The organism is Arthrobacter sp. Ms25 (assembly GCF_059090365.1).
In genome coordinates this window covers 190,628-215,616 of record NZ_JBNHFP010000004.1, presented here as the reverse complement: position 1 = coordinate 215,616, position 24,989 = coordinate 190,628, and the positions used below count along the sequence as shown (strand labels likewise).

The following is a 24,989-nucleotide window of genomic DNA, read 5'->3' as shown; positions in this document are numbered from 1 at the left end:
GGGGCCCTGCTGAGAACCGAAACGGTTCAGGCTAAATCATCAAATTACTTGATGATCTTGGTGACGCGGCCTGATCCAACGGTGCGGCCGCCTTCGCGGATAGCGAAGCCGAGGCCCTCTTCCATAGCGATCGGCTGGATGAGCTCAACGGTCATCTCAGTGTTGTCGCCGGGCATAACCATTTCAGTGCCCTCGGGGAGGGTGATGACGCCGGTTACGTCCGTGGTACGGAAGTAGAACTGCGGGCGGTAGTTCGAGTAGAACGGGTTGTGGCGTCCGCCTTCATCCTTGGACAGGATGTAGACGTTGGCTTCGAAGTCGGTGTGCGGGGTGATGGAACCCGGCTTCACGACAACCTGGCCACGCTCTACGTCTTCGCGCTTGATGCCGCGGAGCAGCAGGCCACAGTTCTCGCCGGCCCATGCTTCGTCAAGCTGCTTGTGGAACATCTCGATACCGGTAACCGTGGTCTTCTGGACCGGACGGATGCCGACGATCTCGACCTCGGAGTTGATGGCGAGGGTACCGCGCTCGGCGCGGCCCGTGACAACGGTTCCACGACCGGTGATCGTGAAGACGTCCTCGATCGGCATCAGGAACGGCTTGTCCTTGTCGCGAACGGGGTCCGGCACGTTGTTGTCAACGGCTTCCATGAGCTCCTCAACGGAAGCAACCCACTTGGGGTCGCCTTCCAGAGCCTTGAGGCCGGAAACGCGGACGACGGGAGCGTTGTCGCCGTCGAAGTCCTGGGAGCTCAGCAGTTCGCGAACTTCCATTTCCACGAGGTCGAGCAGTTCTTCGTCGTCAACCATGTCGGACTTGTTCAGTGCGACCAGCAGGTAGGGAACGCCTACCTGGCGGGCGAGCAGAACGTGCTCGCGGGTCTGGGCCATCGGACCGTCGGTAGCGGCAACCACGAGGATTGCGCCGTCCATCTGAGCTGCACCAGTGATCATGTTCTTGATGTAGTCAGCGTGGCCGGGGGCGTCTACGTGTGCGTAGTGGCGCTTCTCGGTCTGGTACTCGATGTGCGAGATGTTGATGGTGATACCGCGCTGGCGCTCTTCAGGTGCAGAGTCGATAGCAGCGAAATCGCGCTTTTCGTTCAGATCAGGGTACTTGTCAGCAAGCACCTTCGAAATGGCAGCGGTCAGCGTCGTCTTTCCATGGTCAACGTGACCAATGGTGCCGATGTTGACGTGCGGCTTAGTCCGCTCGAACTTTGCCTTCGCCACGGGTTCCTCCTAGAGAGTTAGAAGACTCAATCTCCAGCCGCGCTTTTCGCAACTGAAACTGATGTAAGTCTACTGGGGGCTGTTTATTTGATGAAATTGCCGATTTCCGCAGCAGCCTGGCGAGGCCGCTCAGTTTGGCTATGCGCCCGGTCCGGGCCGAAACCCGGACCAGGCACACACGGCGGGTGTCGCGGGATAAACCGTTCCACCCTCCAAGTTTTACTCGCCGCGCGTCTTCTGGATGATCTCGTCGGCAACTGCCTTCGGGACCTCGGCGTAGCTGTTGAAGGACATGGAGTACACGGCGCGGCCCTGGGTCTTGGACCGCAGGTCGCCGATGTAACCGAACATGCCGGACAGCGGGACGTGTGCCCGGATGACCTTTACGCCGGCTGCATCTTCCATGGACTGCATCTGGCCGCGACGGGAGTTGATGTCACCGATAACTTCACCCATGTATTCCTCAGGGGTGCGGACTTCAACATCCATCAGCGGTTCGAGCAGGACCGGGCTTGCCATACGTGCGGCTTCCTTGAAGGCCTGACGTCCGGCAATCTTGAACGCCATTTCCGAGGAGTCGACGTCGTGGTAAGCGCCGTCAAGCAGCGTCGCCTTGATGCCGACAACCGGGTAACCGGCGAGCACACCGTCAGTAAGGGCGCTCTGGATACCCTGGTCAACGCTGGGGATGTATTCGCGCGGAACGCGACCACCGGTGACCTTGTTCTCGAATTCGTAGAACGTGCCGTCGGACGTATCCAGCGGCTCGATGGCGATCTGGATCTTAGCGAACTGACCCGAACCACCGGTCTGCTTCTTGTGCGTGTAGTCGTGCTTGGCGACTGCACGGCGGATCGTTTCACGGTAGGCAACCTGGGGCTTGCCCACGTTTGCCTCGACGCGGAACTCGCGGCGCATGCGGTCCACCAGGATGTCCAGGTGGAGCTCGCCCATGCCGGCGATGATCGTCTGGCCGGTGTCTTCGTCGAGGGAAACCTGGAAGGTCGGATCCTCTTCGGAGAGCTTCTGGATGGCCGTGGAGAGCTTCTCCTGGTCACCCTTGGTCTTCGGCTCGATGGCCACGGAAATCACGGGCTCCGGGAAGCTCATGGATTCCAGCACGATCGGGTCCTGCAGGTCGCACAGGGTATCACCCGTGGTCGTATCCTTCAGGCCGATGGCGGCGTAAATGTGGCCCGTCGTAATTTCCTCGACCGGGTTTTCCTTGTTGGCGTGCATCTGGAAGAGCTTTCCGATGCGCTCCTTCTTCTGCTTGGTCGCGTTCATGACCTGGGCGCCGGAAGCAGCGTGACCGGAGTACACGCGGATGTAGGTCAGACGACCGAAGAACGGGTGCGTCACAACCTTGAAGGCCAGAGCGGAGAACGGAGCGTTGGCGTCAGCGGCGCGTTCGAGGATGACCTCTTCGTCGCGGATGTCGTGGCCCTTGATGTTCGGCACGTCCAACGGGCTGGGCAGGTAGTCGACGACGGCGTCCAGCATCGGCTGCACACCGCGGTTCTTGAAGGCAGAACCACACAGAACCGGGTAGACCTCGGAGTTGATGGTCAGCTTGCGGATGCCGGCCTTAAGCTCGGCAATGCTGAGCTCTTCGCCCTCGAGGTACTTGTTCATCAGTTCGTCACTGGCTTCAGCAACGGTCTCGACCAGCTGTGCGCGGTACTCTTCAGCCTTTTCCTGCAGGTCTGCGGGGATCGGCTCGATTTCGTACTTGGCGCCCATGGTCACGTCACCCTTGGCGTCGCCGCGCCAGGTGAGTGCACGCATTTCGAGGAGGTCAACAACGCCCTCGAACTCGCTCTCGGAGCCGATCGGCAGCTGGAGAACCAGCGGCTTGGCACCCAAGCGGTTGATGATCGTATCTACGGTGAAGTAGAAGTCGGCGCCGAGCTTGTCCATCTTGTTGACGAAGCAGATACGCGGCACATCGTACTTATCGGCCTGGCGCCAGACAGTCTCGGACTGCGGCTCAACGCCTTCCTTGCCGTCGAAGACAGCGACAGCGCCGTCGAGGACGCGCAGGGACCGCTCAACCTCGACAGTGAAGTCAACGTGACCCGGGGTGTCGATGATGTTGATCTGGTTGTCGTCCCAGTAGCACGTGGTAGCTGCGGAGGTAATGGTGATACCCCGCTCCTGCTCCTGTGCCATCCAGTCCATGGTGGACGCGCCGTCGTGCGTCTCGCCGATCTTGTGGTTGACACCCGTGTAGAACAGGATGCGCTCGGTTGTAGTCGTCTTGCCAGCATCGATGTGGGCCATGATGCCGATATTGCGGACCTTGTTCAGGTCGGTAAGCACGTCAAGTGCCACGGTTTCTCCCTATTTTGGTTGCTTCCGCCAACGGTGCTTATCCGGCTCAAGCCCTGCGGCCCGCATCTGCGGGCAGCAGGGCCGTCACCGGCTGCCGCCGTTGGCTTGGCGTTTTACCAGCGGTAGTGGGCGAAGGCCTTGTTGGACTCGGCCATCTTGTGGGTGTCCTCGCGGCGCTTCACAGCTGCACCAAGACCGTTGGAAGCGTCCAGGATTTCGTTGCGCAGACGCTCGGTCATCGTCTTCTCGCGGCGGGCCTTGGAGTAGCCGACGAGCCAGCGCAGTGCCAGTGCAGTTGCACGGCCCGGCTTGACCTCGACGGGAACCTGGTAGGTGGCGCCGCCGACGCGGCGGGACTTGACCTCAAGGCTCGGCTTGATGTTGTCCATGGCCTTCTTCAGGGCTGCAACCGGATCCTGTCCGGTCTTCTCCTGGGCGCCTGCAAGTGCACCGTAAACGATGCGCTCTGCGGTGGACTTCTTGCCGTCTACCAGAACCTTGTTGATCAGCTGCGTGACCAGCGGGGAGCCGTAGACGGGATCCAGTACGAGCGGCCGCTTGGGGGCCGGACCCTTGCGGGGCATATTACTTCTTCTCCATCTTCGCGCCGTAGCGGCTGCGAGCCTGCTTGCGGTTCTTGACACCCTGGGTATCGAGGGCACCGCGGACAATCTTGTAGCGGACACCGGGAAGGTCCTTCACACGACCGCCGCGCACCAGCACGATGGAGTGTTCCTGAAGGTTGTGACCCACACCGGGGATGTAAGCGGTTACTTCGACGCCGCCGTTGAGGCGGACACGTGCAACCTTACGCAGAGCCGAGTTCGGCTTCTTCGGGGTGGTGGTGTAAACGCGGGTGCAGACACCACGGCGCATCGGGCTGCCCTTAAGGGCAGGAGCCTTGGTCTTGGAGACCTTGGGTGAGCGGCCCTTGCGGACCAGCTGCTGAATCGTAGGCACTTTCGTGTTCTCCGTTTTTTCTCGAGATAATTCTCTGGTTGCCTCGTCCCGCTGCCGGCTGGAAGCCAACTACAGGGGCGACGCGCTTCAAGTCGTTGCCGCAATGCCCCGAGAAGTTCCGATATTCTCGCCGAAAGCGACCGTAGGCGTGCAAAAGTGTGGCATTCGTTGCGCAAGGACCCCGCAACCCGGAAACAGGCCCGCCCATTCCTTTCGGAATGCATTCCTCCGAGTATCTCTCCACGGAGGGCACGCGAGCGGCCTTCATCCACTGCCACACAAACAATTGGTTTTCAGTCTAGCAGACTTAACGCCTACCGGCGGAAAGTGCGAGGAGCGTCACTAACTCCTGGCGCTCAGCGCCGCGGTGATGGTGGCCGAAGCCTGCAACAGGTGCGGCAGCACGCGGGCAGCTGCCTCTTCCAGCGTAAGCCCCGGGGTCGCCTGCATGGACGTGTTCAAAGCTGCCACCACGGTGCCCTGCGGATCCAGCACGGGAACGGCCACGGAGCGCAGTCCCAGTTCCAGTTCCTGGTCCACGAGGGCCCAGCCCTGTTCCCGCGTCCGCGCCACGAGGGCGCGCAGGCGGTCCGGGTCGGTGACCGTGCGCTCGGTCAGCGGCCGCAGCTGCGCCGTGGAGACGTAGTCCTCGAAGCGCTCTTCCGGAAGCCCGGCCAGCAGGACCCTGCCCATGGAGGTGGCATAGGCGGGGAAGCGGGTGCCCACGCTGATCCCGACCGTCATCAGCCGGCGGGTATGGATACGTGCGATGTAGACAATCTCGTCTCCGTCCAGCACGGACGCCGAGGTCGATTCGGAGATTTCCCGGGAAAGGTCCTCGAGCACCGGCTGGGTGAGCTGGGGCAGTGACTGCCCCGAAAGGTAGGAGTATCCGAGCTGTAGGACCAGGGCCGTCAGTTCGAAGGTCCGCCCGTCGGTCCGCACGTAGCCCAGTGCACCCAGGGTGAGCAGGAAGCGCCGGGCCGTGGCCCGCGTCAGCCCGGTGCGGCGGGAAACCTCGCTCAGGGTCATCCGGACGTGCTCGGCGTCAAAGGCCCGGATGACCGTAAGGCCGCGGGCCAGCGACTGTACGAACTGGTCGCTGGCCGGTGCCGTCCCGCTCATCTGTCCCCCAAGTGGTGTGTTACTGCCTGCCGTCTGCCGCAGCGCGGATCAGCGGGATTTCCATTCTGGCGGCCAGGTCTTCGAACGTGGTGCCGAAGGTTTCACGGACGTGGACGCCCTCCTCCTTCAGGAGGAAGACCGCTTCACTAGTGTAGACGCGGGTAACGCACCCCACCCCCGTGAGCGGGTAGCTGCATTCCTTCACCAATTTGCTGAGGCCGTCCTTGGTGAACAGGGACATCATCACGTACACGTCCTTTGCACCGGTCGCCAGGTCCATCGCCCCGCCCACGGCGGGAATGGCATCCGGGGCACCGGTGTGCCAGTTCGCCAGGTCGCCGGAGGCGGAGACCTGGAAGGCGCCCAGGACGCAGACATCCAGATGTCCTCCGCGCATGATGGCAAAAGAGTCTGCGTGGTGGAAGTAGGATGCCCCGGGCAGCTCCGTCACCGGGATCTTGCCCGCGTTGATCAGGTCCGGGTCGACCTCGTCGCCGGTGGCCTCGGGTCCCATGCCGAGCATTCCGTTTTCGGTGTGCAGGGTGACGTGCTGCTCGGGCCGGAGGTAGTTGGAGACCAGGGTCGGCTGGCCGATGCCCAGGTTCACGAAGGATCCGGGGGCGATATCGGCCGCCACGAGGGCGGCGAGCTCGTTCTTTCCCAGCTTTTCGGTTCCGTTGCTCATGCTGCAGCCGGCGCTTTCTCCCGGTCCACGCGGACCAGGGTGTTGACGTAGATTCCGGGGGTGACCACGTTTTCGGGGTCCATGTCGCCGATCTCGACAATGTCGCGGACCTGCACGATCGCAGTCTTCGCCGCGGCGGCCATGATCGGCCCGAAATTCCGGGCGGTCTTGCGGTAGACCAGGTTGCCTGCCTTGTCTGCGCGCAGTGCCTTCACCAGGGCGAAGTCCGCGTGCAGCGGCGTTTCGAAGACATAGCCTCGGCCGTCGATCATGCGGGTCTCCTTGCCTTCGGCCAGCGGGGTGCCGTAAGCCGTGGGCGTGAAGAATCCGCCGATGCCGGCACCGGCGGCGCGGATGCGCTCGGCCAGGTTGCCCTGGGGCACCAGCTCCAGTTCGATCTCCCCGGCACGGTACTTGGCGTCGAAAATCTGCGAGTCCGACTGCCGGGGGAATGAACAAATGATCTTCTTCACCTGCCCGGCGCCGATCAGGGCCGCCAGGCCCTGTTCGCCGTTGCCGGCGTTGTTGTTGACGACGGTCAGGTCCCTGGCGCCCTGGCGCAGCAGCGCCTCAATGAGCTCCACCGGCTGCCCGGCCCGGCCGAACCCGCCGATCATGACGGTGGCACCGTCGTGGATGGGCGCGACTGCCTCATCGACGTCCTGCACAATGTTGAGCACGATATTCCTTACCTGTGGATTCCTAGTTGGCGTTTTCGAGCACGACGGCGAGGCCCTGCCCCACGCCGATGCAGATGGCGGCCACACCCCACCGCTCCCCCGAATCCTGCAGCCGGCGGGCCAGCGTGCCCAGGATGCGGGTACCGGATGCGCCGAGCGGATGGCCGATGGCGACGGCGCCGCCCCAGGCGTTGACGATGCCGGGGTCTACGTCCCAGGCATCCAGGCAGGCCAGGGACTGGGCCGCGAAGGCCTCGTTCAGTTCGACGGCGCCGACGTCGCCCCAGCTGATGCCCGCACGCTTCAGTGCCGTGTTGGCCGCTTCCACCGGGGCGTAGCCGAAGAACTGCGGCTCGTTGGCGGCGGCGCCGCGGCCGGCGATCCGTGCCAGCGGTGCCAGGCCGAGCAGGTCGGCGGCGTTTTCGCTTCCCAGCCACGCTGCGGAGGCTCCGTCGTTCAGGGGCGAGGCGTTGCCGGCGGTGACGGTGCCGCCCGAAGCGTCCTCGGACACAGGCCGGAACACAGTGCGCAGCGTGGCGAGCTTCTCCACCGTGGACCCGGCGCGGATGCTTTCGTCGCGGTCCAGGTCCACGCCGTCGACGGCGACGGTCAGGTTCGCATACTTGCCCTCGTCCCACGCCTGTGCCGCCGATGCGTGGGACGCGGCCGCGAACTCGTCCTGGCGTTCGCGCGTAATGCCGTACTTCTCGCGCAGCTGCTCGGTGGCCTCGCCCAGGGAGACGGTCCATTCCTTGGGCATGGCCGGGTTGACCAGCCGCCAGCCCAGCGTGGTGGAGGCCAGGGTGGCATCTCCTGCCGGATACGGCTTCTCGTTCTTGGGCAGCACCCAGGGGGCGCGGCTCATGGACTCGACGCCGCCGATGAGCATCAGGTCCGCCTCTCCGGTGTTGATCTGCCGTGAGGCAATCAGCGCCGCATCGAGCGAGGAACCGCACAGCCGGTTGACCGTGGTGCCCGGGATGGAGGTGGGCAGGCCGGCCAGCAGGGTGGCCATCCGGGCAACATTGCGGTTTTCCTCGCCTGCTCCGTTGGCGTTGCCGAAGACCACTTCGTCGATCCGTTCGAGGTCCAGGCCGGGCGCCCGGGCCACGGAGGCCTTCAGGACCTGGGCGGCCAGGTCGTCCGGGCGGACGCCGGCGAGGGCTCCGCCGAATTTGCCGAAGGGGGTGCGGACTGCGTCGTAGATATAGGCCTGGTTCACCGGTGCTCCTTGAACGTGAAAGCGGAAACTGGATGTGGGAGGGAAACGCGCCGCGGCTCAGGCCGCGGCGTCGATCTCGCGGAAAACGCCCTGGGCCACCTTGAAGGCGGAGTTGGCGGCAGGGACGCCGCAGTAGATGGCGGACTGCAGGACGATCTCCTTGATCTCGTTCCGGTCGAGGCCGTTGCGCAGTGCGGCCTTCACGTGCATGGCGAACTCCTCCAGGTGGCCGTGGGCGATCAGTGCCGTCAGCGTGATGGCACTGCGCATGGTGCGCGGCAGGCCCGGCCGGGTCCAGATGGTGCCCCAGGCGTACTGGGTGATCAGGTCCTGGAAGTCGGTGGTGAATTCGTCCTTGCCCGCATTGGCCCGGTCCACATGCTCGGCGCCGAGGACCTCGCGGCGCACCGCCATGCCCTCGTTGTAGACGTCCTGGCGGCTCTTGTTAGCATCTGCGATCACTGCGTCATTTCCCTTCGAGGTACTGGGCGCCGAAGAAGTCCTTCAGCAGTTGTGCGGTCATGCCCGGCTGCTCCACCGGAACCAGGTGCGCGGCGTCGTCGACGACGGCGGCGGTTCCGTTGGTGACCCGGTCGGCGATGAGCTGCGCAAACGACGGCGGGGTGACCGCGTCATCGGCGCCGGCGACGGCGAGGACGGGAACCGTGATGTCCGCCAGCCGGCCCCGGACGTCAAAGTCCGCCAATGCACGGCAGCACAGGGCATAGGAGAAGCGGTCCGCGTCCTGCAGGGAGTGGAGCAGGGCGGCGGCGGCAGCCGGTTCCCGGTCCATGAAGCCGGGCGCGAACCATCGCTGCCCGGAGCCGACGACCTGCGTGGGCGTGCCCTGGCGGCGCACCGTTTCGGCGCGTTCCTCCCACGCCCCGGCCTCGCCGATCTTGGCCCCTGAACAAAGGACTGCCACGCCGCTGAACAGCGGCCCGTGGTCCAGGCCCAGCTGCAGTCCGACGGCCCCGCCCAGCGATACTCCGGCGTAGAAGACGGGTGCGTCGGCGGCAATGTCTCCGCTGCTCCGGGCGCCGGTGACCATCGCGGCGACGGCGGCTGCCAGCTCCGCGACGGTGAACGGCTCCCCTGCCGCGGGGCTGGCGCCGTGGCCGGGCAGATCCCAGGCGATGACCGTGAAGGTGTCCAGGGCGGCCGCCGCCCGGCTCCACAGCGGCAGGGCCGCAGTGCCCAGCGACGGACCGGCGATCAGGACGGGGGCCGCGGGGCCGGCATTGGAAAGGCGGGTCGCCTTGATGGCGGGGATGCTCATGCTGAGTGCTTTCCGGGGTAGGCGGTGATGATCCGCTCAATGAGTGCGGCTGCCTCCCCTAGGTATTCGGCGGGGTCGAGGACGCTCTGAAGCCCGGCGTCGGAGAGGATCTCCGCGGGGACCGAGCGGCGCAGCAGCTCTTCGAAGGGTTCGCCCGAGGACAGCGACCGGGAGACCGCGTCGGCGATGATGTCCTTGCCGCGTCCGGGGACGCCGTTGTCGAGCAGCGGGGCGACGACGGCCATGATTTTCTCGCTGACCACCAGCGGTCCGGCGGATTCGAGGTTCCGGGCCAGCGCCTCCGTATGCACCTGCAGGCCTTCGGCCAGCTCGGCAAGCTTCGATGCCGCTCCCCCGGCCAGGCGCAGCAGGGAGCGCAGGGCCTGCCATTCCACGTGCCAGGAGCCGCTGGGGCGTTCGTCGTCCGCGGCCGCGGCAGCTGCGTTGAGCTGCAGGCCGTAGCCCGGTGCTGCCAGGGCGGCGCTGCGGATCAGCACGGACAGGACGGGGTTCTGCTTCTGCGGCATGGCGGAGGAACCCCCGCGGCCGGCGGCGCGGGGTTCGGAAACCTCGCCGATTTCCGGCCTGCTGAGCAGCAGGACGTCATTGGCGACCTTGCCGGCCGCTGCGGTGAAGTCCTGCAGGGCAGCCCCGAGGGAGGTCACGGGCAGCCGGTTGGTCTGCCACGGCGCCACGGGGTCCGCCAGGCCCAGGCCGTCGGCCAGGCGTGCGGTGAGGTCGAAGGCCGTCCTTGTCTCGCCGTCGGACGCGGCACCGGCAGCCAGGGTGAGCGCCGCCAGCGTTCCGGAAGCGCCGCCCCACTGCAGCTGGAGCCCCTCGGCGGCCGTGCGGAGCCCCCGGGCGGCGGAGCCGACGCCGTGCAGCCACTGGGCCGCGCGCAGGCCGAAGGTGGAGGGCAGGGAATGCTGGGTCAGGGTGCGGGCCACGCAGAGGGTTGCCGCGTGGCGCCGGGCCAGGTCCCCCAGCGCAGCCGCTGCCCGGTCGGCGTCCGCCAGGATGGTGTCCAGGGCACGGCGGGTCAGCAGCATCAGGGCCGTGTCCATGATGTCCTGGCTGGTAGCCGCGCGGTGGATGGCGGCGGCCGCTTTCGGCGACTGCTCCCGCACCTGGGCCCGCAGGTCCGCGAGCAGCGGGATGACCGGGTTCCCGCCACCCTGCGCCCGCTCGGCGAGGGACGCGGCGTCGTACCGGGCGGCGTCACTCACGGCGGCCACCGCGGCAGGAGCCTCCGGATCGGCCAGGCCGGCCGAGGCAAGCACGCGCACCCATTCCAGTTCCACGTCCAGGAGGGCCTGGAGCAGCTGGCGGTCTCCGGTCAGTTCCGCAACCCGGGTTCCCGCCCAGGCCGGGGAGAGCAGTCCGTAGTCCGCACTGTCAGCTGCACCCACGGCTACGCCCCGGGAAAGGCGAGGAAGACGGTCTCGTCCTCGCCCTGCAGGCAGATGTTCCAGCGCAGTCCGCCGTCGGCTTCGCGGGTCGCGATCAGGGTGCGCCGGCGTTCCTCGGGCAGCGAGGACAGCAGTGCGTCGCGGGCCAGCGCGTCTTCGTCATCCGGCAGGTACATGCGGGTGTGCAGCTTGTTCAGCAGGCCGCGGGCAAAGACGACGAAGGAAATGAAGGGCGCCGACCCTTCTTCGGTCGGACCCGGATTCACGGTGGTGAAGGTGTAGTTGCCGGCATTGTCGACGGCGGTGCGGCCCCAGCCGGTAAAGGTGTAGCCGTCGCGGACCAGGGAACCGGTGCGCTGCGGGATATTCCCGTCAGCGTCGGCCTGCCAGATTTCCAGCAGTGCGTCCGGAATCGTGTCTCCGGCCCCGTCGGTCACGGTGCCCTGCAGGCGGACGCTGCCGGGCATGCCCGGGGGCAGCAGCTGGTTGTCCTTCTCGAAGGGGAGCGCATAGCCGTAGAACGGGCCGATGGTCTGTCCGGGGGTGGCGGTGAGTTTCTGCTCGCTCATTACTCTGCGTCCTCGTCTTCCATCCAGGTGCGGTTGCTGCCGGTGAGCACAATGTCCCAGTTGTAGCCCGTGGCCCATTCGTGTGCGGTGATGTTGTGGTCGTAGGTCGCTACGAGGCGCTCGCGTGCCTTGGGGTCGGTGATCGACTGGTAGATCGGATCCAAGGCAAAAAGCGGATCCCCGGGGAAGTACATCTGGGTGATCATGCGCTGGGTGAAATCGGTGCCGAAGAGCGAGAAGTGGATGTGCGCCGGCCGCCACGCGTTGTAGTGGTTCTTCCACGGGTACGGGCCGGGCTTGATGGTCGTGAACTCATAGGAGCCGTCGTTGCCGGTGATGCAGCGGCCGACCCCGGTGAAGTTCGGATCCAGCGGGGCAGGGTGCTGGTCGCGCTTGTGGATGTAGCGCCCGGCGGAGTTGGCCTGCCAGATTTCCACCAGCTGGTTGCGGACCGGGTGTCCGTCGCCGTCGAGGATGCGTCCGCGGACGATGATCCGTTCCCCCATCGGCTCGCCGTTGTGCTGGATGGTCAGGTCGCTCTCGAGCGCGTGGACATCCTGGTGGCCGAAGGCCGGCGACCACAGTTCAATGGTTTCGGGGTCCACGTGGTGCGGATCCTTGGTGGGGTGGCGCAGGAGGGAGCTGCGGTAGGGGGAGAAATCGATGCGGGGCTGGGTTTCCTCCGCGGCGCCGTCGTCCACCCCCTTGGAGTAGTCAGCGTGGACTGCGGCAATTTCAGCGGAGATCTGGTCCTGCGACGCTTCGGCCGCATCCAGCTTTTCGATGACATGGCTGTTCGAGAAAAGGTTCTCTTCCATTTCCATGGGTCTTCCTTTCGATGGAGCGCTCCCTCGCGCTCCGGCTTTCCAAGCATCCACGTGGTCGAGACCACAGTACACGGCTTGTTCATTATATGTACAGGTGTTCGCGATACGAACACTTAGGTATTCGGCCACCCCGTGTAGGCCTCGGCCAGATAGGCGCTGCCGTGCCGGGAAGCGACGACGCCGCTCAGCTCGCCCAGCGCCCGCTTGCGTTCGAAGGGGCTGGCATCGGCGCGGGTATGCAGCATCGAGGTCATCCAGTAGGAGAAGTTCTGCGCCCGCCAGACCCGCTTCAGCGCCTTGTCGCTGTATCCGTCCAGCAGGTCCGCGGAGCGGGTGGCGTAGAACGAGTCAATCGCCTCGAACAGCACCTGCACATCGGCCAGGGCGAGGTTCAGTCCTTTGGCTCCCGTGGGCGGCACGGTGTGCCCGGCGTCGCCGGCGAGGAACAGGTTGCCGTACCGCAGGGGCTCGCAGACATAGCTGCGGAACTTCAGGACGGTCTTTTCAAAGATCGGACCGCGGGTGAGTTCGAAGCCGTCCGGGCCGTCCACCCGGGCCTGCAGCTCGTCCCAGATGCGGTCCTCGCTCCACGCATCGGGATCCTCGTTCGGATCGGCCTGGAAGTACATCCGCTGCACCTCGTCGTTGCGCTGGCTGATCAGGGCAAAGCCGCGGTCGGAATTGGCGTAGATGAGTTCGGGCGCACTGGGAGCGGCCCGGGTGAGGATACCGAACCAGGCGAAGGGATATTCGATGAAGTTGTCCATACGGGCGTCCTTGGGGATGGAGCGCTTGCAGATGCCGGCGGAACCGTCCGTGCCGACCAGGATCTCGCAGTGGACCTCGAACTCCTTCCCGGAGCTGTCGGTGAAGAGGATCTTCGGAGTGCCGGTCGCCAGGTCCGCCACGGCGGTGTCGCTGACCCCGTAGCGGACATCGCCGTGGTCCCGTTTCCGGGCGGCGGCAAGGTCGGTGAAAACTTCATTCTGCGGGTACAGCCACACGGACTCGCCGACCAGGTCGTCAAAGTCGATGCGGTGGCTCTCGCCGCCGAAGCGCAGGTCAATCCCCTCGTGCCGGTACCCGTCCGTCAGCACCCGGTTGCTGACGCCGGTCTCGGTCAGCATCCGGACGCTGCCGTGCTCCAGGATCCCGGCCCGGTGCGTGGTGCGGATCGTTTCGTGGTCCCGTTTTTCGACCACGATGTTCTCGATGCCCGATGTGGACAAAAGGTGCGAAAGCATGAGTCCGGCCGGACCGCCGCCGACAATGCCGACCTGCGTCGTGAGGATTGTGCGCTGTGCACCCATCTGTTGCTCCCTTGAGAATTATGTAGCGGACACTACTCCCCAGTGTGACTGCCGGCACACGGGGAGCCGCAAAGGGATTCTCATTCATTGGGAAATCGGCTCAGCCCGGGTAGTGGGGGCCTGCCGCTTCGGCGCGGACTCCCAGCCCGCGGGAAATGCCCCTGGCTGCCGTCATGAGGGCCGGAACAGTCGCGGGGATGCACTCGCTGCCGGTGGGCACCACGACGCCGATCGCTGCTACGGCAGTACTGCCCGCTCCAAAGACGGGGACCGCTATCCCCGTGGTATCCGGTACGACGGCGCCGGGCAGGCTGGCGCTGCCTTCCAGCCGCATCTTCGCCCACGCAGCCCGCAGCTCCCTCTCCCCCGCCGGATCGAGGTTCCGTCGCTGCAGATAGGCCTCCTGCACATGCCGGGGCGAGTGGGCCATCATCACCATCCCCGAAGAGGAGACGTGGACGGGTAGCCGCCCGGCGACCTTGGCGTGGTTCAGCACCGACCCATGGCTGGAGAGCCGTTCAATGAACAGGACCTCGTCCCCGCGCAGAACCGAGAGCTGGGTGTGCTGCCGGACCACTGCCTGGATGTCCTCCATGAAGGGCATGGCGATCTGCTTCAGGCCCAGGGCGGCAGAGCTGCGGTTGGCCAGTTCCCACAGGCGCAGGCCGAGGCGTATGCCGCCGTCGGACTCCCGCTGCAGGAAACCGTGTCCGGTGAGGTCCTTGACGATGCGGTGCGCCGTGGACAGGGGCAGGTCCGCGCGGCGGGCCAGGACGGTCACGGGCATGGACTGGTGGGCTTCGTCGAACGCGCTGATGATCTTCACGATCCGGCTGGCCATCGATTCGCCGGTCGGGGAATTCGCCATGTTCCCAGTCTGGCACAGCCGTTAAACGCGGCAGGTCCCGCACCACGAGGGTGCGGGACCTGCCGTTGGTTGCGCTTTCCTTAGCGGAAGTCGCTGCCCATGTCGTAGTCATCCAGCGGGATGGCGTGGAACTCGGGGCTCAGACCGCCGTCAACGCCGGCGTAGTCGAAGTCGCTGAAGGCGCTCGGGCCGGTGAACAGGTTGGCCTTTGCTTCTTCGGTCGGCTCCACAGTGACCTCGGTGTAACGGGGCAGGCCCGTTCCGGCCGGGATCAGCTTACCGATGATGACGTTCTCCTTGAGGCCGAGCAGCGGATCGCTCTTGCCTTCCATGGCCGCCTGCGTCAGGACGCGGGTGGTCTCCTGGAAGGAAGCTGCGGACAGCCAGGACTCGGTGGCCAGGGACGCCTTGGTGATGCCCATCAGTTCCGGACGGCCCGAAGCGGGCTTCTTGCCTTCCGAAACCACGCGGCGGTTCTCGCTCTCGAAGCGGCGGCGTTCGGTGAGCTCACCCGGAAGCAGCTCGGAATCGCCGGACTCGATCACGGTCACGCGGCGCAGCATCTGGCGGACAATAACCTCGACGTGCTTGTCGTGGATACCCACACCCTGGCTGCGGTACACGCGCTGGACTTCGTCCACCAGGAACTCCTGTGCCTTGCGCGGGCCGAGGATGCGGAGGATCTGCTTGGGATCCACTGCACCGAAGACCAGCTGCTGGCCAACCTCGACGTGGTCGCCGTCGGCAACCAGGAGGCGGGCACGGCGCAGGACCGGGTATGCAATCTCTTCCGAACCGTCATCGGGAGTGACAACCAGACGCATCTGGCGGTCGGTCTCTTCGATGGTGACCCGGCCCGCGGTCTCGGAGATCGGAGCAACACCCTTAGGCGTACGTGCTTCGAAGAGCTCCTGGATACGGGGCAGACCCTGGGTGATGTCCTCAGCGGAAGCAACACCACCGGTGTGGAAGGTACGCATGGTCAGCTGGGTACCCGGCTCGCCGATGGACTGTGCGGCAATGATGCCCACGGCCTCGCCGATGTCCACGGTCTTACCCGTGGCCAGGGAGCGGCCGTAGCAAAGGGCGCAGGTGCCGACGGCGGACTCACAGGTGAGCACGGAGCGGACCTTGATGTCCGTGACGCCGGCTTCGAACAGCTTGGCGATGAGGACGTCGCCCACATCGTCGCCGCCCTTGGCCAGCACATTGCCGGAGGCATCGGTGACGTCGGTGGCCAGCGTACGGGCGTACGCCGAGTTCTCGACCTCTTCGTCCAGCTGCAGTACGCCGTTGGCGTCCGGAACCGCGATGGTCACGTTCAGGCCGCGCTCGGTGCCGCAGTCTTCCTCACGGACAATGACGTCCTGGGAAACGTCCACCAGACGACGGGTCAGGTAACCCGAGTTGGCGGTACGCAGAGCGGTATCGGCGAGACCCTTACGGGCACCGTGGGTGGCGATGAAGTATTCCAGCACCGACAGGCCCTCGCGGTACGAGGACTTGATCGGACGCGGGATGATCTCACCCTTAGGGTTGGCCACCAGGCCACGGATACCGGCAATCTGCCGGACCTGCAGCCAGTTACCACGGGCACCGGAGGACACCATGCGGTTGATGTTGTTGAATTCGGGCATGTTCGCCCGCATTGCAGCAGCGACCTCGTTGGTGGCCTTGTTCCAGATGTCGATCAGTTCCTGGCGGCGCTCGTCTTCAGCGATCAGGCCCTTGCCGTACTGGCTTTCGACCTTGGCAGCCTGGGCTTCGTAGCCTTCCATAATGGCCGGCTTGTCGATCGGGGCTGCAATGTCGGAGATGGCGACGGTGACGCCCGAGCGCGTGGCCCAGTAGAAGCCGGCATCCTTCAGGTTGTCCAGCGTTGCAGCCGTGACGACCTTCGGGTACCGCTCGGCGAGATCGTTGACGATCGCGGAGAGCTGGCCCTTATCGGCAACTTCTTTCACCCACGGGTAATCCGCCGGCAGTGTCTGGTTGAAGATGACCTGTCCGAGGGAGGTTTCGATGAGGGCAGGAGTGCCCTCTTCCCAACCTTCCGGAGCCGGCTGGGATGCGCTGGGGACGAAACCGTCCACGCGCATCTTCACCAGGGCGTTCAGGTGCAGCTCGCCCATGTCGAAGGCCATGAGGGCTTCGGACATGGAACCGAACACGCGGCCTTCACCGGCAGCACCTTCACGCTTGGTGGTGAGGTGGTGCAGGCCGATGATCATATCCTGCGAGGGCAGGGTGACCGGGCGGCCGTCGGACGGCTTCAGGATGTTGTTCGAGGACAGCATCAGGATGCGTGCTTCAGCCTGGGCTTCGGGGCTCAGCGGCAGGTGGACTGCCATCTGGTCACCGTCGAAGTCGGCGTTGAAGGCGCCGCAGACCAGCGGGTGCAGCTGAAGGGCCTTGCCTTCAACGAGCTGCGGCTCGAAGGCCTGGATGCCGAGGCGGTGCAGGGTGGGTGCACGGTTGAGCAGCACCGGGTGTTCGGTGATGATCTCTTCCAGCACGTCCCAGACCTGCGGACGGAAACGCTCGACCATGCGCTTGGCGCTCTTGATGTTCTGGGCGTGGTTGAGGTCAACCAGGCGCTTCATCACGAACGGCTTGAAGAGCTCCAGTGCCATCTGCTTCGGCAGGCCGCACTGGTGCAGCTTCAGCTGCGGGCCGACAACGATAACCGAACGGCCGGAGTAGTCAACGCGCTTACCCAGCAGGTTCTGGCGGAAGCGGCCCTGCTTGCCCTTGAGCATGTCGGACAGCGACTTCAGCGGACGGTTGCCCGGTCCGGTGACCGGACGGCCGCGGCGGCCGTTGTCGAACAGGGAGTCAACAGCTTCCTGGAGCATGCGCTTTTCGTTGTTCACGATGATCTCGGGGGCACCGAGGTCCAGCAGGCGCTTCAGGCGGTTGTTGCGGTTGATCACGCGGCGGTACAGGTCGTTGAGGTCCGACGTCGCGAAACGGCCGCCGTCGAGCTGGACCATCGGGCGCAGTTCCGGCGGGATCACCGGGACAGCGTCCAGGACCATACCCAGCGGGCTGTTCGTGGTGGTCAGGAACGCGTTGACAACCTTCAGGCGCTTCAGGGCACGCGTCTTGCGCTGGCCCTTGCCGTTCTGGATGATGTCGCGCAGGTTCTCGGACTCGGCCTGCATGTCGAAGTCTTCAAGACGCTTCTTGATGGCTTCGGCACCCATGGAGCCTTCGAAGTACAGACCGTAGCGGTCGCGCAGTTCGCGGTAGAGGCCTTCGTCGCCCTCGAGGTCGCCGACCTTGAGGTTCTTGAACCGGTCCCAGACCTGTTCCAGGCGCTCGATGTTGTTGTCGGCGTCGCGGCGGACCTTGGCCATCTGGCGGTCGGCGGAGTCGCGGGCCTTCTTCTTGTCGGCAGCCTTGGCGCCTTCGCCTTCGAGGCGGGCAAGCTCGCCTTCGAGGTCCTTGGCGATCGCGGCAATGTCGGAGTCGCGCTGGTCGACGAGGTGCTTGCGCTCCAGGTCGTGCTCGGCCTGCAGGTTCGGCAGTTCCGCGTGGCGGTTCTCTTCGTCAACCGAGGTGATCATGTAGGCAGCGAAGTAAATGACCTTCTCAAGGTCCTTCGGTGCCAGGTCCAGCAGGTAGCCCAGGCGGGACGGAACACCCTTGAAGTACCAGATGTGGGTGACCGGAGCGGCGAGCTCAATGTGGCCCATGCGTTCGCGGCGCACCTTGGCACGGGTGACCTCGACGCCGCAGCGCTCACAGATGATGCCCTTGAAGCGCACGCGCTTGTACTTGCCGCAGTAGCATTCCCAGTCGCGGGAAGGACCGAAGATCTTTTCGCAGAAAAGACCGTCCTTCTCCGGCTTCAGGGTTCGGTAGTTGATGGTTTCCGGCTTCTTCACTTCGCCGTAAGACCAGCCGCGGATTTCATCCGCGGTGGCAAGGCCGATTCGCATGAGGCCGAACGTGGAATCGTTGGACATGGGTCCCTGTTCTCTCTTGTTCTCTAAATCTGAATGTCTCGGGTGCGGAAAAGATTGAAGGTGACCCACCCGGGTCCGTCGGACGGTTCGGGTTAGGCGGCTTTAATATTCCTGCGAGCTCTGCGAGCAAGGAATTTCGTTGCCGCCGTTCCGAACCGCCCGGCGGACTCCCCGGGCGGATCTACCAGCTAAACCTCTTCGACGGAGCTGGGCTCTGCACGGGACAGATCGATACCCAGTTCCTCCGCGGCCCGGAAGACTTCTTCATCCGAGTCACGCATTTCAATCGTGTTGCCTTCGGTGGAGAGGACTTCCACATTCAGGCAGAGCGACTGCATTTCCTTGATCAGGACCTTGAACGATTCCGGAACGCCGGGCTCCGGGATGTTCTCGCCCTTGACGATGGCTTCGTAGACCTTCACGCGGCCGTGGATGTCATCGGACTTGATCGTGAGCAGTTCCTGCAGCGTGTAGGCGGCGCCGTACGCTTCCAGGGCCCAGACTTCCATCTCACCGAAGCGCTGTCCGCCGAACTGTGCCTTACCACCCAGCGGCTGCTGCGTGATCATGGAGTACGGACCGGTGGAGCGGGCGTGGATCTTGTCGTCCACCAGGTGGTGGAGCTTCAGGATGTACATGTAGCCGACCGAGATCGGGTCCGGGAACGGCTGGCCGGAGCGGCCGTCGAACATCCGGGCCTTGCCCGAGGCACCGATCAGGCGGTTGCCGTCACGGGTCACGTTGGTGGAATCGAGCAGGCCGGTGATCTCGTCCTCGCTGGCACCGTCGAACACCGGGGTGGCAACCGTGGTGGGGCCGGTCTCGCGCGGCAGGTTCGGCAGGTCCTTGACCCAGTCCGGCTCGCCCTCGATCTTCCAGCCCTGCTTGGCAGCCCAGCCCAGGTGGATTTCCAGGACCTGTCCGACGTTCATTCGGCCCGGAACACCCAGCGGGTTCAGGATGATGTCGACGGGGGTTCCGTCTTCCATGAACGGCATGTCTTCGATCGGAAGGATCTTGGAGATGACGCCCTTGTTGCCGTGGCGGCCGGCCAGCTTGTCGCCGTCCGTGATCTTGCGCTTGTGCGCCACGTAGACGCGCACCAGCTGGTTCACGCCCGGGGGCAGCTCGTCGTCGTTGTCGCGGTCGAAGATGCGCACGCCGATGACGGTTCCGGACTCGCCGTGGGGAACCTTCAGGGAGGTGTCGCGGACTTCGCGGCTCTTCTCGCCGAAGATGGCGCGCAGCAGGCGCTCTTCGGGGGTCAGTTCCGTTTCGCCCTTCGGGGTGACGCGGCCAACCAGGATGTCGCCGGCTTCCACCTCGGCACCAATGTGGATGATGCCGCGCTCGTCGAGCTGCGAGAGCACCTCTTCGGAGACGTTCGGGATGTCGCGGGTGATTTCCTCGGCACCAAGCTTGGTGTCGCGGGCGTCAACCTCATGCTCCTCGATGTGGATCGAGGTCAGGACATCGTCGGAGACCATGCGCTGGGACAGGATGATGGCATCTTCGTAGTTGTGGCCTTCCCATGACATGAATGCCACGAGCAGGTTCTTACCAAGGGCCAGTTCACCCTGGTCCGTTGCGGGACCGTCGGCGATGATGCTGTTGACCTCAACCCGGGCGCCTTCGGAGACCAGCACGCGCTGGTTGTAGGCGTTGCCCTGGTTGGAGCGCTCGAACTTCATGATCGGGTAGCTGGTCTCGGTGCCGTCGTCGTTCATGACGGTGACGAGGTCAGCGGAAACCTCGGTGACAACACCGGGCTTCTTGGCGGTCACGGAGTCGCCGGCGTCAACTGCGGTGTACTTCTCCATGCCGGTGCCCACTACGGGACGTTCGGAACGGAGCAGCGGCACGGCCTGGCGCTGCATGTTCGCACCCATGAGGGCGCGGTTGGCATCGTCATGCTCGAGGAACGGAATCAGGGCCGTAGCCACCGACACCATCTGGCGCGGGGAAACGTCCATGTACTCGACCTCGTCGGGCTCGACGAGGACGGGCTCGCCGGAGCCGCCGCGTGCACGGACGAGGACCAGGTCCTCGGCGAAGTGCTGGTCGGCGCGCAGCGGAGCGTTTGCCTGGGCAATGGTGCGCTCAACTTCGTCGTCCGCGGTCAGGTAGTCAACCTTGTCGGTGACGACACCGTTCTCGACCTTGCGGTACGGGGTTTCGATGAAGCCGAACGCGTTGATGCGGCCGTAGGAAGCCAGCGAACCGATCAGGCCGATGTTCGGGCCTTCAGGGGTTTCGATGGGGCACATGCGGCCGTAGTGGGACGGGTGGACGTCTCGGACTTCCATGCCTGCACGGTCACGGGACAGACCGCCCGGGCCCAGCGCGGACAGGCGGCGCTTGTGCGTCAGGCCGGCCAGCGGGTTGTTCTGGTCCATGAACTGCGAGAGCTGGGAGGTTCCGAAGAACTCCTTGATCGCAGCGACAACGGGACGGATGTTGATCAGGGTCTGGGGCGTGATGGCCTCGACGTCCTGGGTGGTCATCCGTTCGCGGACCACACGCTCCATACGGGACAGGCCCGTGCGGATCTGGTTTTCGATCAATTCACCGACGGCGCGGATGCGGCGGTTGCCGAAGTGGTCGATGTCGTCGACCTCGACGCGGATGTCCACGTCTTCGCCGTTGCGCTTGCCCGGAACCGTCTTTTCGCCGGCGTGCAGTGCAACGAGGAACTTGATCATGGCGACGATGTCGTCATTGTTCAGGACCGAAGCATCGGAATCCGTCAGCGGCTTGTCGATGCCCAGCTTGCGGTTGATCTTGTAGCGGCCAACCTTGGCCAGGTCGTAGCGCTTCGGGTTGAAGTACAGGTTGTCCAGCAGAGTCTGGGCAGCCTCGACCGTGGGCGGCTCGCCCGGACGGAGCTTGCGGTAGATGTCCAGCAGGGCATCTTCGCGGGTTTCCGTGGGGTCCTTTTCCAGGGTGGCACGGATGGAGTCGTATTCGCCGAAGGTCTCGAGGATCTGGCCTTCGGTCCAGCCCAGTGCCTTGAGCAGGACGGTGACGGACTGCTTGCGCTTGCGGTCCAGGCGGACGCCCACCTGGTCGCGCTTGTCGATCTCCAGTTCAAACCATGCACCGCGGGAGGGAATGATCTTCGCGGTGTAGATGTCCTTATCGCTGGTCTTGTCCGCGGTGCGCTCGAAGTAGGCGCCCGGGGAACGGACCAGCTGGGAAACAACAACACGCTCGGTGCCGTTGATGACGAACGTTCCCTTGTCTGTCATGAGGGGGAAGTCGCCCATGAACACGGTCTGCTGCTTGATTTCACCCGTGTTGTTGTTCATGAATTCGGCTTTAACGTACAGCGGGGCCGAGTACGTGGCGTCCCGGTCCTTGCACTCCGCCATGGTGTACTTCGGGTCGGCAAACTCCGGCTCCGAGAAGCTCAGGGACATGGTGCCCTGGAAGTCTTCGATCGGGGAGATTTCCTCGAAGATGTCAGCCAGGCCGGAAGTGGTGGCAATACCCTGTTCGCCGGTCTCCCGGGCCTTTTCAACGCGCGCCTTCCAGCGCTCGTTGCCGACGAGCCAGTCAAAGCTGTCCGTCTGGAGGGCAAGAAGATTGGGAACGTCAAGCGGTTCGTGAATCTTTGCGAATGAAATCCGGGAAGCTGCGTTCTCCGGATTAGTAGCGGTTTCGTTATTAGAGGTGCTCGAGGCGACCAAGAGGGATCCTTCCACAGACCTTCAGGCGTGTTTCACGCCTCCTCCCCTGCACAATGCGGACCGAGTCCGTGTGCGTCCCGATGTCCGGCATGGGGCCTAGCCGCAGGTTGCGGATACTGCCCGGCACGGAACGAAGCCCACCGCTATATGAAGGCTGAAGGTTAACAGGAGGAAGCAAATATCCACTATAGGGCATTATGGGCAGACAAGTCTACCCGGTATTTGTACCCTGCTTCGCTCAACCCCTCCGAAGGGACGTTCCGGGACAGGAAACCGGGGGGAGCTACAGGCAACACCGGCGTACCGTTCACGCATCGGATACAGATACCTTACCGCACAACGGCGCCTTGGTGCTTGCCTGCACCGAAAGCGGTGCAGCGTGCCGTGTGACGGCAGTCTCCCCCGGAATGCCGGGGTGGCGTAGCCTTATCCCTGTCTTCAATGCCGAATACACCGACGAAAGCGACCCCCGAGTGACTCACGCACCCATACCTACCTCAGCAGCCCGCGAGGGCGCAGCCGTTCCCGAAGTGGTCATCGTCGGCGGCGCACGTACTCCCCTGGGCCGCCTGAACGGCCAGCTCTCCGCCTTCACGGCGGTTGAACTCGGTGCCTTTGCGATCAAGGGCGCATTGGAAAAGTCCGGTGTTGACGCCGCCGATGTGGACTCCGTGATCATGGGCCACGTGGTGCAGGCCGGTTGCGGGCAGAATCCGGCCCGTCAGGCCTCCATCAAAGCCGGAATCGGCTGGGACGTCCCGGCAATGACCGTCAACAAGGTCTGCCTTTCCGGCCTGTCTGCGGTCATCGACGCCGCTCGGCTGATCAGGGGCGGCGAGGCCACCGTGGTGGTGGCCGGCGGCCAGGAATCCATGTCCCGCGGCCCGCACCTGCTGCCCGGCTCCCGGCAGGGCTGGAACTACGGGAACATCTCGGCCCTGGATTCGGTGGCACACGACGGACTGACAGATGCCTTCGACAACGATTCCATGGGTATCTCCACTGAGCGGGGCAACACAAAGCTGGCCATCAAGCGGCTGGAGCAGGATGAAGTAGCGGCTGCCTCCCACCAGCGTGCCGCAGCCGCGATGGCTGCCGGCGTCTTCGATGCGGAAATCGTTCCCGTTACTGTGCCACAGCGCCGCGGTGAGCCGCTGGTCCTCACCTCGGACGAGGGTGTGCGCCCCGCCACCACTGTGGATACACTGGCCGGCCTTCGCCCGGCGTTCGATGCGCAGGGCACCATCACGGCGGGGAACTCCTCCCCCCTGTCCGACGGCGCAGCGGCGCTGATAGTCACGACCCGCGACTTTGCCGAAGCCAAGGGGCTGAACATCCTTGCCGCCGTCGGGCTCCCAGGCCAGGTCGCCGGACCGGACAACTCGCTGCATTCCCAGCCGTCCAATGCCCTCTTCGCCGCACTCGGGCGGGCCGGCTGGAAAACGTCCGACCTGGACTTCATCGAAATCAACGAGGCCTTCGGCGCCGTCGCGGTGCAGTCCCTCAACGAGCTGGGCATGGACCTGGAACAGTGCAACCTGCACGGCGGAGCGATCGCCCTCGGACACCCGATCGGAGCCTCAGGCGCCCGCCTGGCCCTCACCGCTGCACACGAACTCGCACGGCGCGGCTCCGGCCGTGCAGGTGTGTCCCTCTGCGGAGGGGGCGGACAGGGCGAGGCCCTGCTCCTTTACCGCGACGAGGCGTAGCTTCCGGGAAAGCAGAAGGCCCCGTTCCTTGCGGAACGGGGCCTTCTGTAAAGCGTTTTTATGCTGTGAGGCAGTAAAAACTACTTGACGGTGACGGTGGCGCCGGCAGCTTCGAGAGCTTCCTTGGCCTTGTCAGCGGCTTCCTTGTTGGCGCCTTCGAGGACGGCCTTCGGAGCGCTGTCAACCAGGTCCTTGGCTTCCTTCAGGCCCAGGGAGGTCAGGCCGCGGACTTCCTTGATCACTGCGATCTTCTTGTCGCCGGCAGCTTCGAGGATGACGTCGAATTCGGTCTTCTCTTCAGCGGCTTCAGCGGCACCGGCAGCGGGGCCGGCAACTGCGACAGCAGCAGCGGTGACGTCGAACGTCTCCTCGAAGAGCTTCACGAAGTCGGAGAGCTCGATGATGGACAGTTCCTTGAAAGCTTCAATGAGCTCTTCGTTGGTGAGCTTCGCCATGGTGTGGCGTCCTTCCTATAGTTGGTGCCCGCAGGCACCGGAGATTGGTGGAGAAGAGGATTTACTCTTCGGTGGCTGCTTCTGCTGCCGGAGCTTCTTCTACAGCGGCCGGAGCCTCTTCTGCAGCGGAGTCAGCGGGGGCGCCGCTTTCCTCTTCGAGCTTCATGCGCAGTGCGTCAGCCGTGCGGGCGAGCATGGACATCGGTGCCTTGAGGACACCGGCGACGCGTGCAAGCTGGAACTCACGGGACTCAAGGGCAGCCAGTGCGGCTACGCCGGAGGCATCCAGGGCGTTGCCCTCGAAGATACCGGTCTTGATGATGAGCTGCGGGTTGGTCTTGGCAAAATCCGTCAGGCTCTTTGCAGCTGCAACTGCGTCACCCTTGATGAAGGCGATTGCAGTAGGTCCGGCAAGCTGGCCTTCGAACGCGTCGATGCCGGCTTCCTTGGCTGCAATGCCAGTCAGGGTGTTCTTGACGACCGAGTACTTGGTGTCCTGGCCGAGCGAACGACGCAGCTCCTTGAGCTGTGCAACGGTGAGCCCGCGGTATTCGGTTAGGACAGCAGCGGTCGATTCCTTGAAATCGGTGGTGATTTCCTCAACTGCTGACACCTTTGTTGGCGTTGCCATAACCCTCCTTCCGGGGAAATAGTGCCGGTGG

Annotated in this window: 20 protein-coding genes; 1 reads left to right on the top strand and 19 read right to left on the bottom strand. The window is 64.6% G+C overall.

Annotated elements, in window-relative coordinates:
* Window positions 1-44: 44 nt before the first annotated feature.
* The 17 genes from tuf to rpoB form a co-directional block, all read right to left on the bottom strand.
* Window positions 45-1,235, bottom strand: a complete 1,191-nt coding sequence (tuf, locus tag AC5RT8_RS12530) for an elongation factor Tu (protein WP_146361066.1) — start codon at window positions 1,233-1,235, stop codon at window positions 45-47.
* A gap of 219 nt (window positions 1,236-1,454) precedes the next feature.
* Window positions 1,455-3,569 carry an elongation factor G gene (gene fusA / locus AC5RT8_RS12525; RefSeq protein ID WP_494096045.1) on the bottom strand — a complete coding sequence of 705 codons (2,115 nt, stop codon included), beginning with the start codon at window positions 3,567-3,569 and terminating at the stop codon, window positions 1,455-1,457.
* A gap of 113 nt (window positions 3,570-3,682) precedes the next feature.
* Window positions 3,683-4,153 (bottom strand): 30S ribosomal protein S7, encoded by a 471-nt coding sequence (gene rpsG / locus AC5RT8_RS12520; RefSeq protein WP_146361062.1) that lies wholly within the window; start codon window positions 4,151-4,153, stop codon window positions 3,683-3,685.
* Between the two features lies 1 nt (window position 4,154).
* Window positions 4,155-4,529 (bottom strand): 30S ribosomal protein S12, encoded by a 375-nt coding sequence (gene rpsL / locus AC5RT8_RS12515; RefSeq protein WP_055239341.1) that lies wholly within the window; start codon window positions 4,527-4,529, stop codon window positions 4,155-4,157.
* Window positions 4,530-4,871: 342 nt separating this feature from the next.
* On the bottom strand, window positions 4,872-5,654 hold the full coding sequence (locus AC5RT8_RS12510; RefSeq protein ID WP_494096044.1) for an IclR family transcriptional regulator domain-containing protein: 783 nt from the start codon (window positions 5,652-5,654) through the stop codon (window positions 4,872-4,874).
* 19 nt (window positions 5,655-5,673) lie between these two features.
* The gene (locus AC5RT8_RS12505) at window positions 5,674-6,339 is read right to left on the bottom strand and encodes a 3-oxoacid CoA-transferase subunit B (RefSeq protein WP_494096043.1); all 666 of its coding nucleotides are present in this window, start codon (window positions 6,337-6,339) and stop codon (window positions 5,674-5,676) included.
* Window positions 6,336-7,019, bottom strand: a complete 684-nt coding sequence (locus AC5RT8_RS12500; RefSeq protein WP_494096042.1) for a 3-oxoacid CoA-transferase subunit A — start codon at window positions 7,017-7,019, stop codon at window positions 6,336-6,338. Before AC5RT8_RS12500 ends, AC5RT8_RS12505 begins: the two co-directional genes overlap by 4 nt.
* Before the next feature lie 22 nt (window positions 7,020-7,041).
* On the bottom strand, window positions 7,042-8,241 hold the full coding sequence (locus AC5RT8_RS12495; protein WP_494096041.1) for a thiolase family protein: 1,200 nt from the start codon (window positions 8,239-8,241) through the stop codon (window positions 7,042-7,044).
* A 57-nt stretch (window positions 8,242-8,298) separates the two neighbouring features.
* On the bottom strand, window positions 8,299-8,703 hold the full coding sequence (gene pcaC, locus AC5RT8_RS12490; protein ID WP_494096040.1) for a 4-carboxymuconolactone decarboxylase: 405 nt from the start codon (window positions 8,701-8,703) through the stop codon (window positions 8,299-8,301).
* A 4-nt stretch (window positions 8,704-8,707) separates the two neighbouring features.
* Window positions 8,708-9,520: an alpha/beta fold hydrolase gene (locus AC5RT8_RS12485; protein WP_494096039.1), complete on the bottom strand. Its 813-nt coding sequence runs from the start codon at window positions 9,518-9,520 to the stop codon at window positions 8,708-8,710.
* Window positions 9,517-10,929, bottom strand: a complete 1,413-nt coding sequence (locus tag AC5RT8_RS12480) for a lyase family protein (protein ID WP_494096038.1) — start codon at window positions 10,927-10,929, stop codon at window positions 9,517-9,519. The genes AC5RT8_RS12485 and AC5RT8_RS12480 overlap by 4 nt, the downstream gene beginning before the upstream one ends.
* A 2-nt stretch (window positions 10,930-10,931) precedes the next feature.
* The gene (gene pcaG / locus AC5RT8_RS12475) at window positions 10,932-11,498 is read right to left on the bottom strand and encodes a protocatechuate 3,4-dioxygenase subunit alpha (RefSeq protein WP_494096037.1); all 567 of its coding nucleotides are present in this window, start codon (window positions 11,496-11,498) and stop codon (window positions 10,932-10,934) included.
* A complete protein-coding gene (gene pcaH, locus AC5RT8_RS12470; RefSeq protein ID WP_494096036.1) occupies window positions 11,498-12,316 on the bottom strand; it encodes a protocatechuate 3,4-dioxygenase subunit beta in 819 nt (272 codons plus the stop codon). The genes pcaG and pcaH overlap by 1 nt, the downstream gene beginning before the upstream one ends.
* A 122-nt stretch (window positions 12,317-12,438) precedes the next feature.
* Window positions 12,439-13,635 carry a 4-hydroxybenzoate 3-monooxygenase gene (locus AC5RT8_RS12465; protein WP_494096035.1) on the bottom strand — a complete coding sequence of 399 codons (1,197 nt, stop codon included), beginning with the start codon at window positions 13,633-13,635 and terminating at the stop codon, window positions 12,439-12,441.
* Window positions 13,636-13,735: 100 nt separating this feature from the next.
* Window positions 13,736-14,503, bottom strand: a complete 768-nt coding sequence (locus AC5RT8_RS12460) for an IclR family transcriptional regulator (RefSeq protein WP_494096034.1) — start codon at window positions 14,501-14,503, stop codon at window positions 13,736-13,738.
* 80 nt (window positions 14,504-14,583) lie between these two features.
* Complete coding sequence (locus tag AC5RT8_RS12455) at window positions 14,584-18,474, bottom strand: DNA-directed RNA polymerase subunit beta' (protein ID WP_494096033.1); 3,891 nt, start codon at window positions 18,472-18,474, stop codon at window positions 14,584-14,586.
* A gap of 188 nt (window positions 18,475-18,662) precedes the next feature.
* Complete coding sequence (rpoB, locus tag AC5RT8_RS12450) at window positions 18,663-22,163, bottom strand: DNA-directed RNA polymerase subunit beta (RefSeq protein WP_494096032.1); 3,501 nt, start codon at window positions 22,161-22,163, stop codon at window positions 18,663-18,665.
* A 473-nt stretch (window positions 22,164-22,636) separates the two neighbouring features.
* On the opposite strand from rpoB, the gene AC5RT8_RS12445 reads away from it, so the two are divergent.
* Window positions 22,637-23,872 (top strand): acetyl-CoA C-acetyltransferase, encoded by a 1,236-nt coding sequence (locus tag AC5RT8_RS12445; RefSeq protein WP_494096031.1) that lies wholly within the window; start codon window positions 22,637-22,639, stop codon window positions 23,870-23,872.
* A gap of 80 nt (window positions 23,873-23,952) precedes the next feature.
* Here the strand turns inward: AC5RT8_RS12445 and rplL are convergent, their stop codons facing one another.
* Both rplL and rplJ read right to left on the bottom strand, forming a co-directional pair.
* The gene (gene rplL / locus AC5RT8_RS12440) at window positions 23,953-24,327 is read right to left on the bottom strand and encodes a 50S ribosomal protein L7/L12 (protein WP_494096030.1); all 375 of its coding nucleotides are present in this window, start codon (window positions 24,325-24,327) and stop codon (window positions 23,953-23,955) included.
* Window positions 24,328-24,388: 61 nt separating this feature from the next.
* Complete coding sequence (rplJ, locus tag AC5RT8_RS12435) at window positions 24,389-24,958, bottom strand: 50S ribosomal protein L10 (RefSeq protein ID WP_494096029.1); 570 nt, start codon at window positions 24,956-24,958, stop codon at window positions 24,389-24,391.
* Window positions 24,959-24,989: the final 31 nt, after the last annotated feature.

Bases quoted from the DNA above. Each gene is read 5' to 3' on its own strand.
- AC5RT8_RS12505 (WP_494096043.1), bottom strand. From the start codon at position 6,339: ATGAGCAACGGAACCGAAAAGCTGGGAAAGAACGAGCTCGCCGCCCTC.
- AC5RT8_RS12510 (WP_494096044.1), bottom strand. From the start codon at position 5,654: ATGAGCGGGACGGCACCGGCCAGCGACCAGTTCGTACAGTCGCTGGCC.
- rplL (WP_494096030.1), bottom strand. From the start codon at position 24,327: ATGGCGAAGCTCACCAACGAAGAGCTCATTGAAGCTTTCAAGGAACTG.
- AC5RT8_RS12465 (WP_494096035.1), bottom strand. From the start codon at position 13,635: ATGGGTGCACAGCGCACAATCCTCACGACGCAGGTCGGCATTGTCGGC.
- pcaG (WP_494096037.1), bottom strand. From the start codon at position 11,498: ATGAGCGAGCAGAAACTCACCGCCACCCCCGGACAGACCATCGGCCCG.
- AC5RT8_RS12485 (WP_494096039.1), bottom strand. From the start codon at position 9,520: ATGAGCATCCCCGCCATCAAGGCGACCCGCCTTTCCAATGCCGGCCCC.
- rpsG (WP_146361062.1), bottom strand. From the start codon at position 4,153: ATGCCCCGCAAGGGTCCGGCCCCCAAGCGGCCGCTCGTACTGGATCCC.
- AC5RT8_RS12460 (WP_494096034.1), bottom strand. From the start codon at position 14,503: ATGGCGAATTCCCCGACCGGCGAATCGATGGCCAGCCGGATCGTGAAG.
- pcaH (WP_494096036.1), bottom strand. From the start codon at position 12,316: ATGGAAGAGAACCTTTTCTCGAACAGCCATGTCATCGAAAAGCTGGAT.
- rplJ (WP_494096029.1), bottom strand. From the start codon at position 24,958: ATGGCAACGCCAACAAAGGTGTCAGCAGTTGAGGAAATCACCACCGAT.
- AC5RT8_RS12455 (WP_494096033.1), bottom strand. From the start codon at position 18,474: ATGTCCAACGATTCCACGTTCGGCCTCATGCGAATCGGCCTTGCCACC.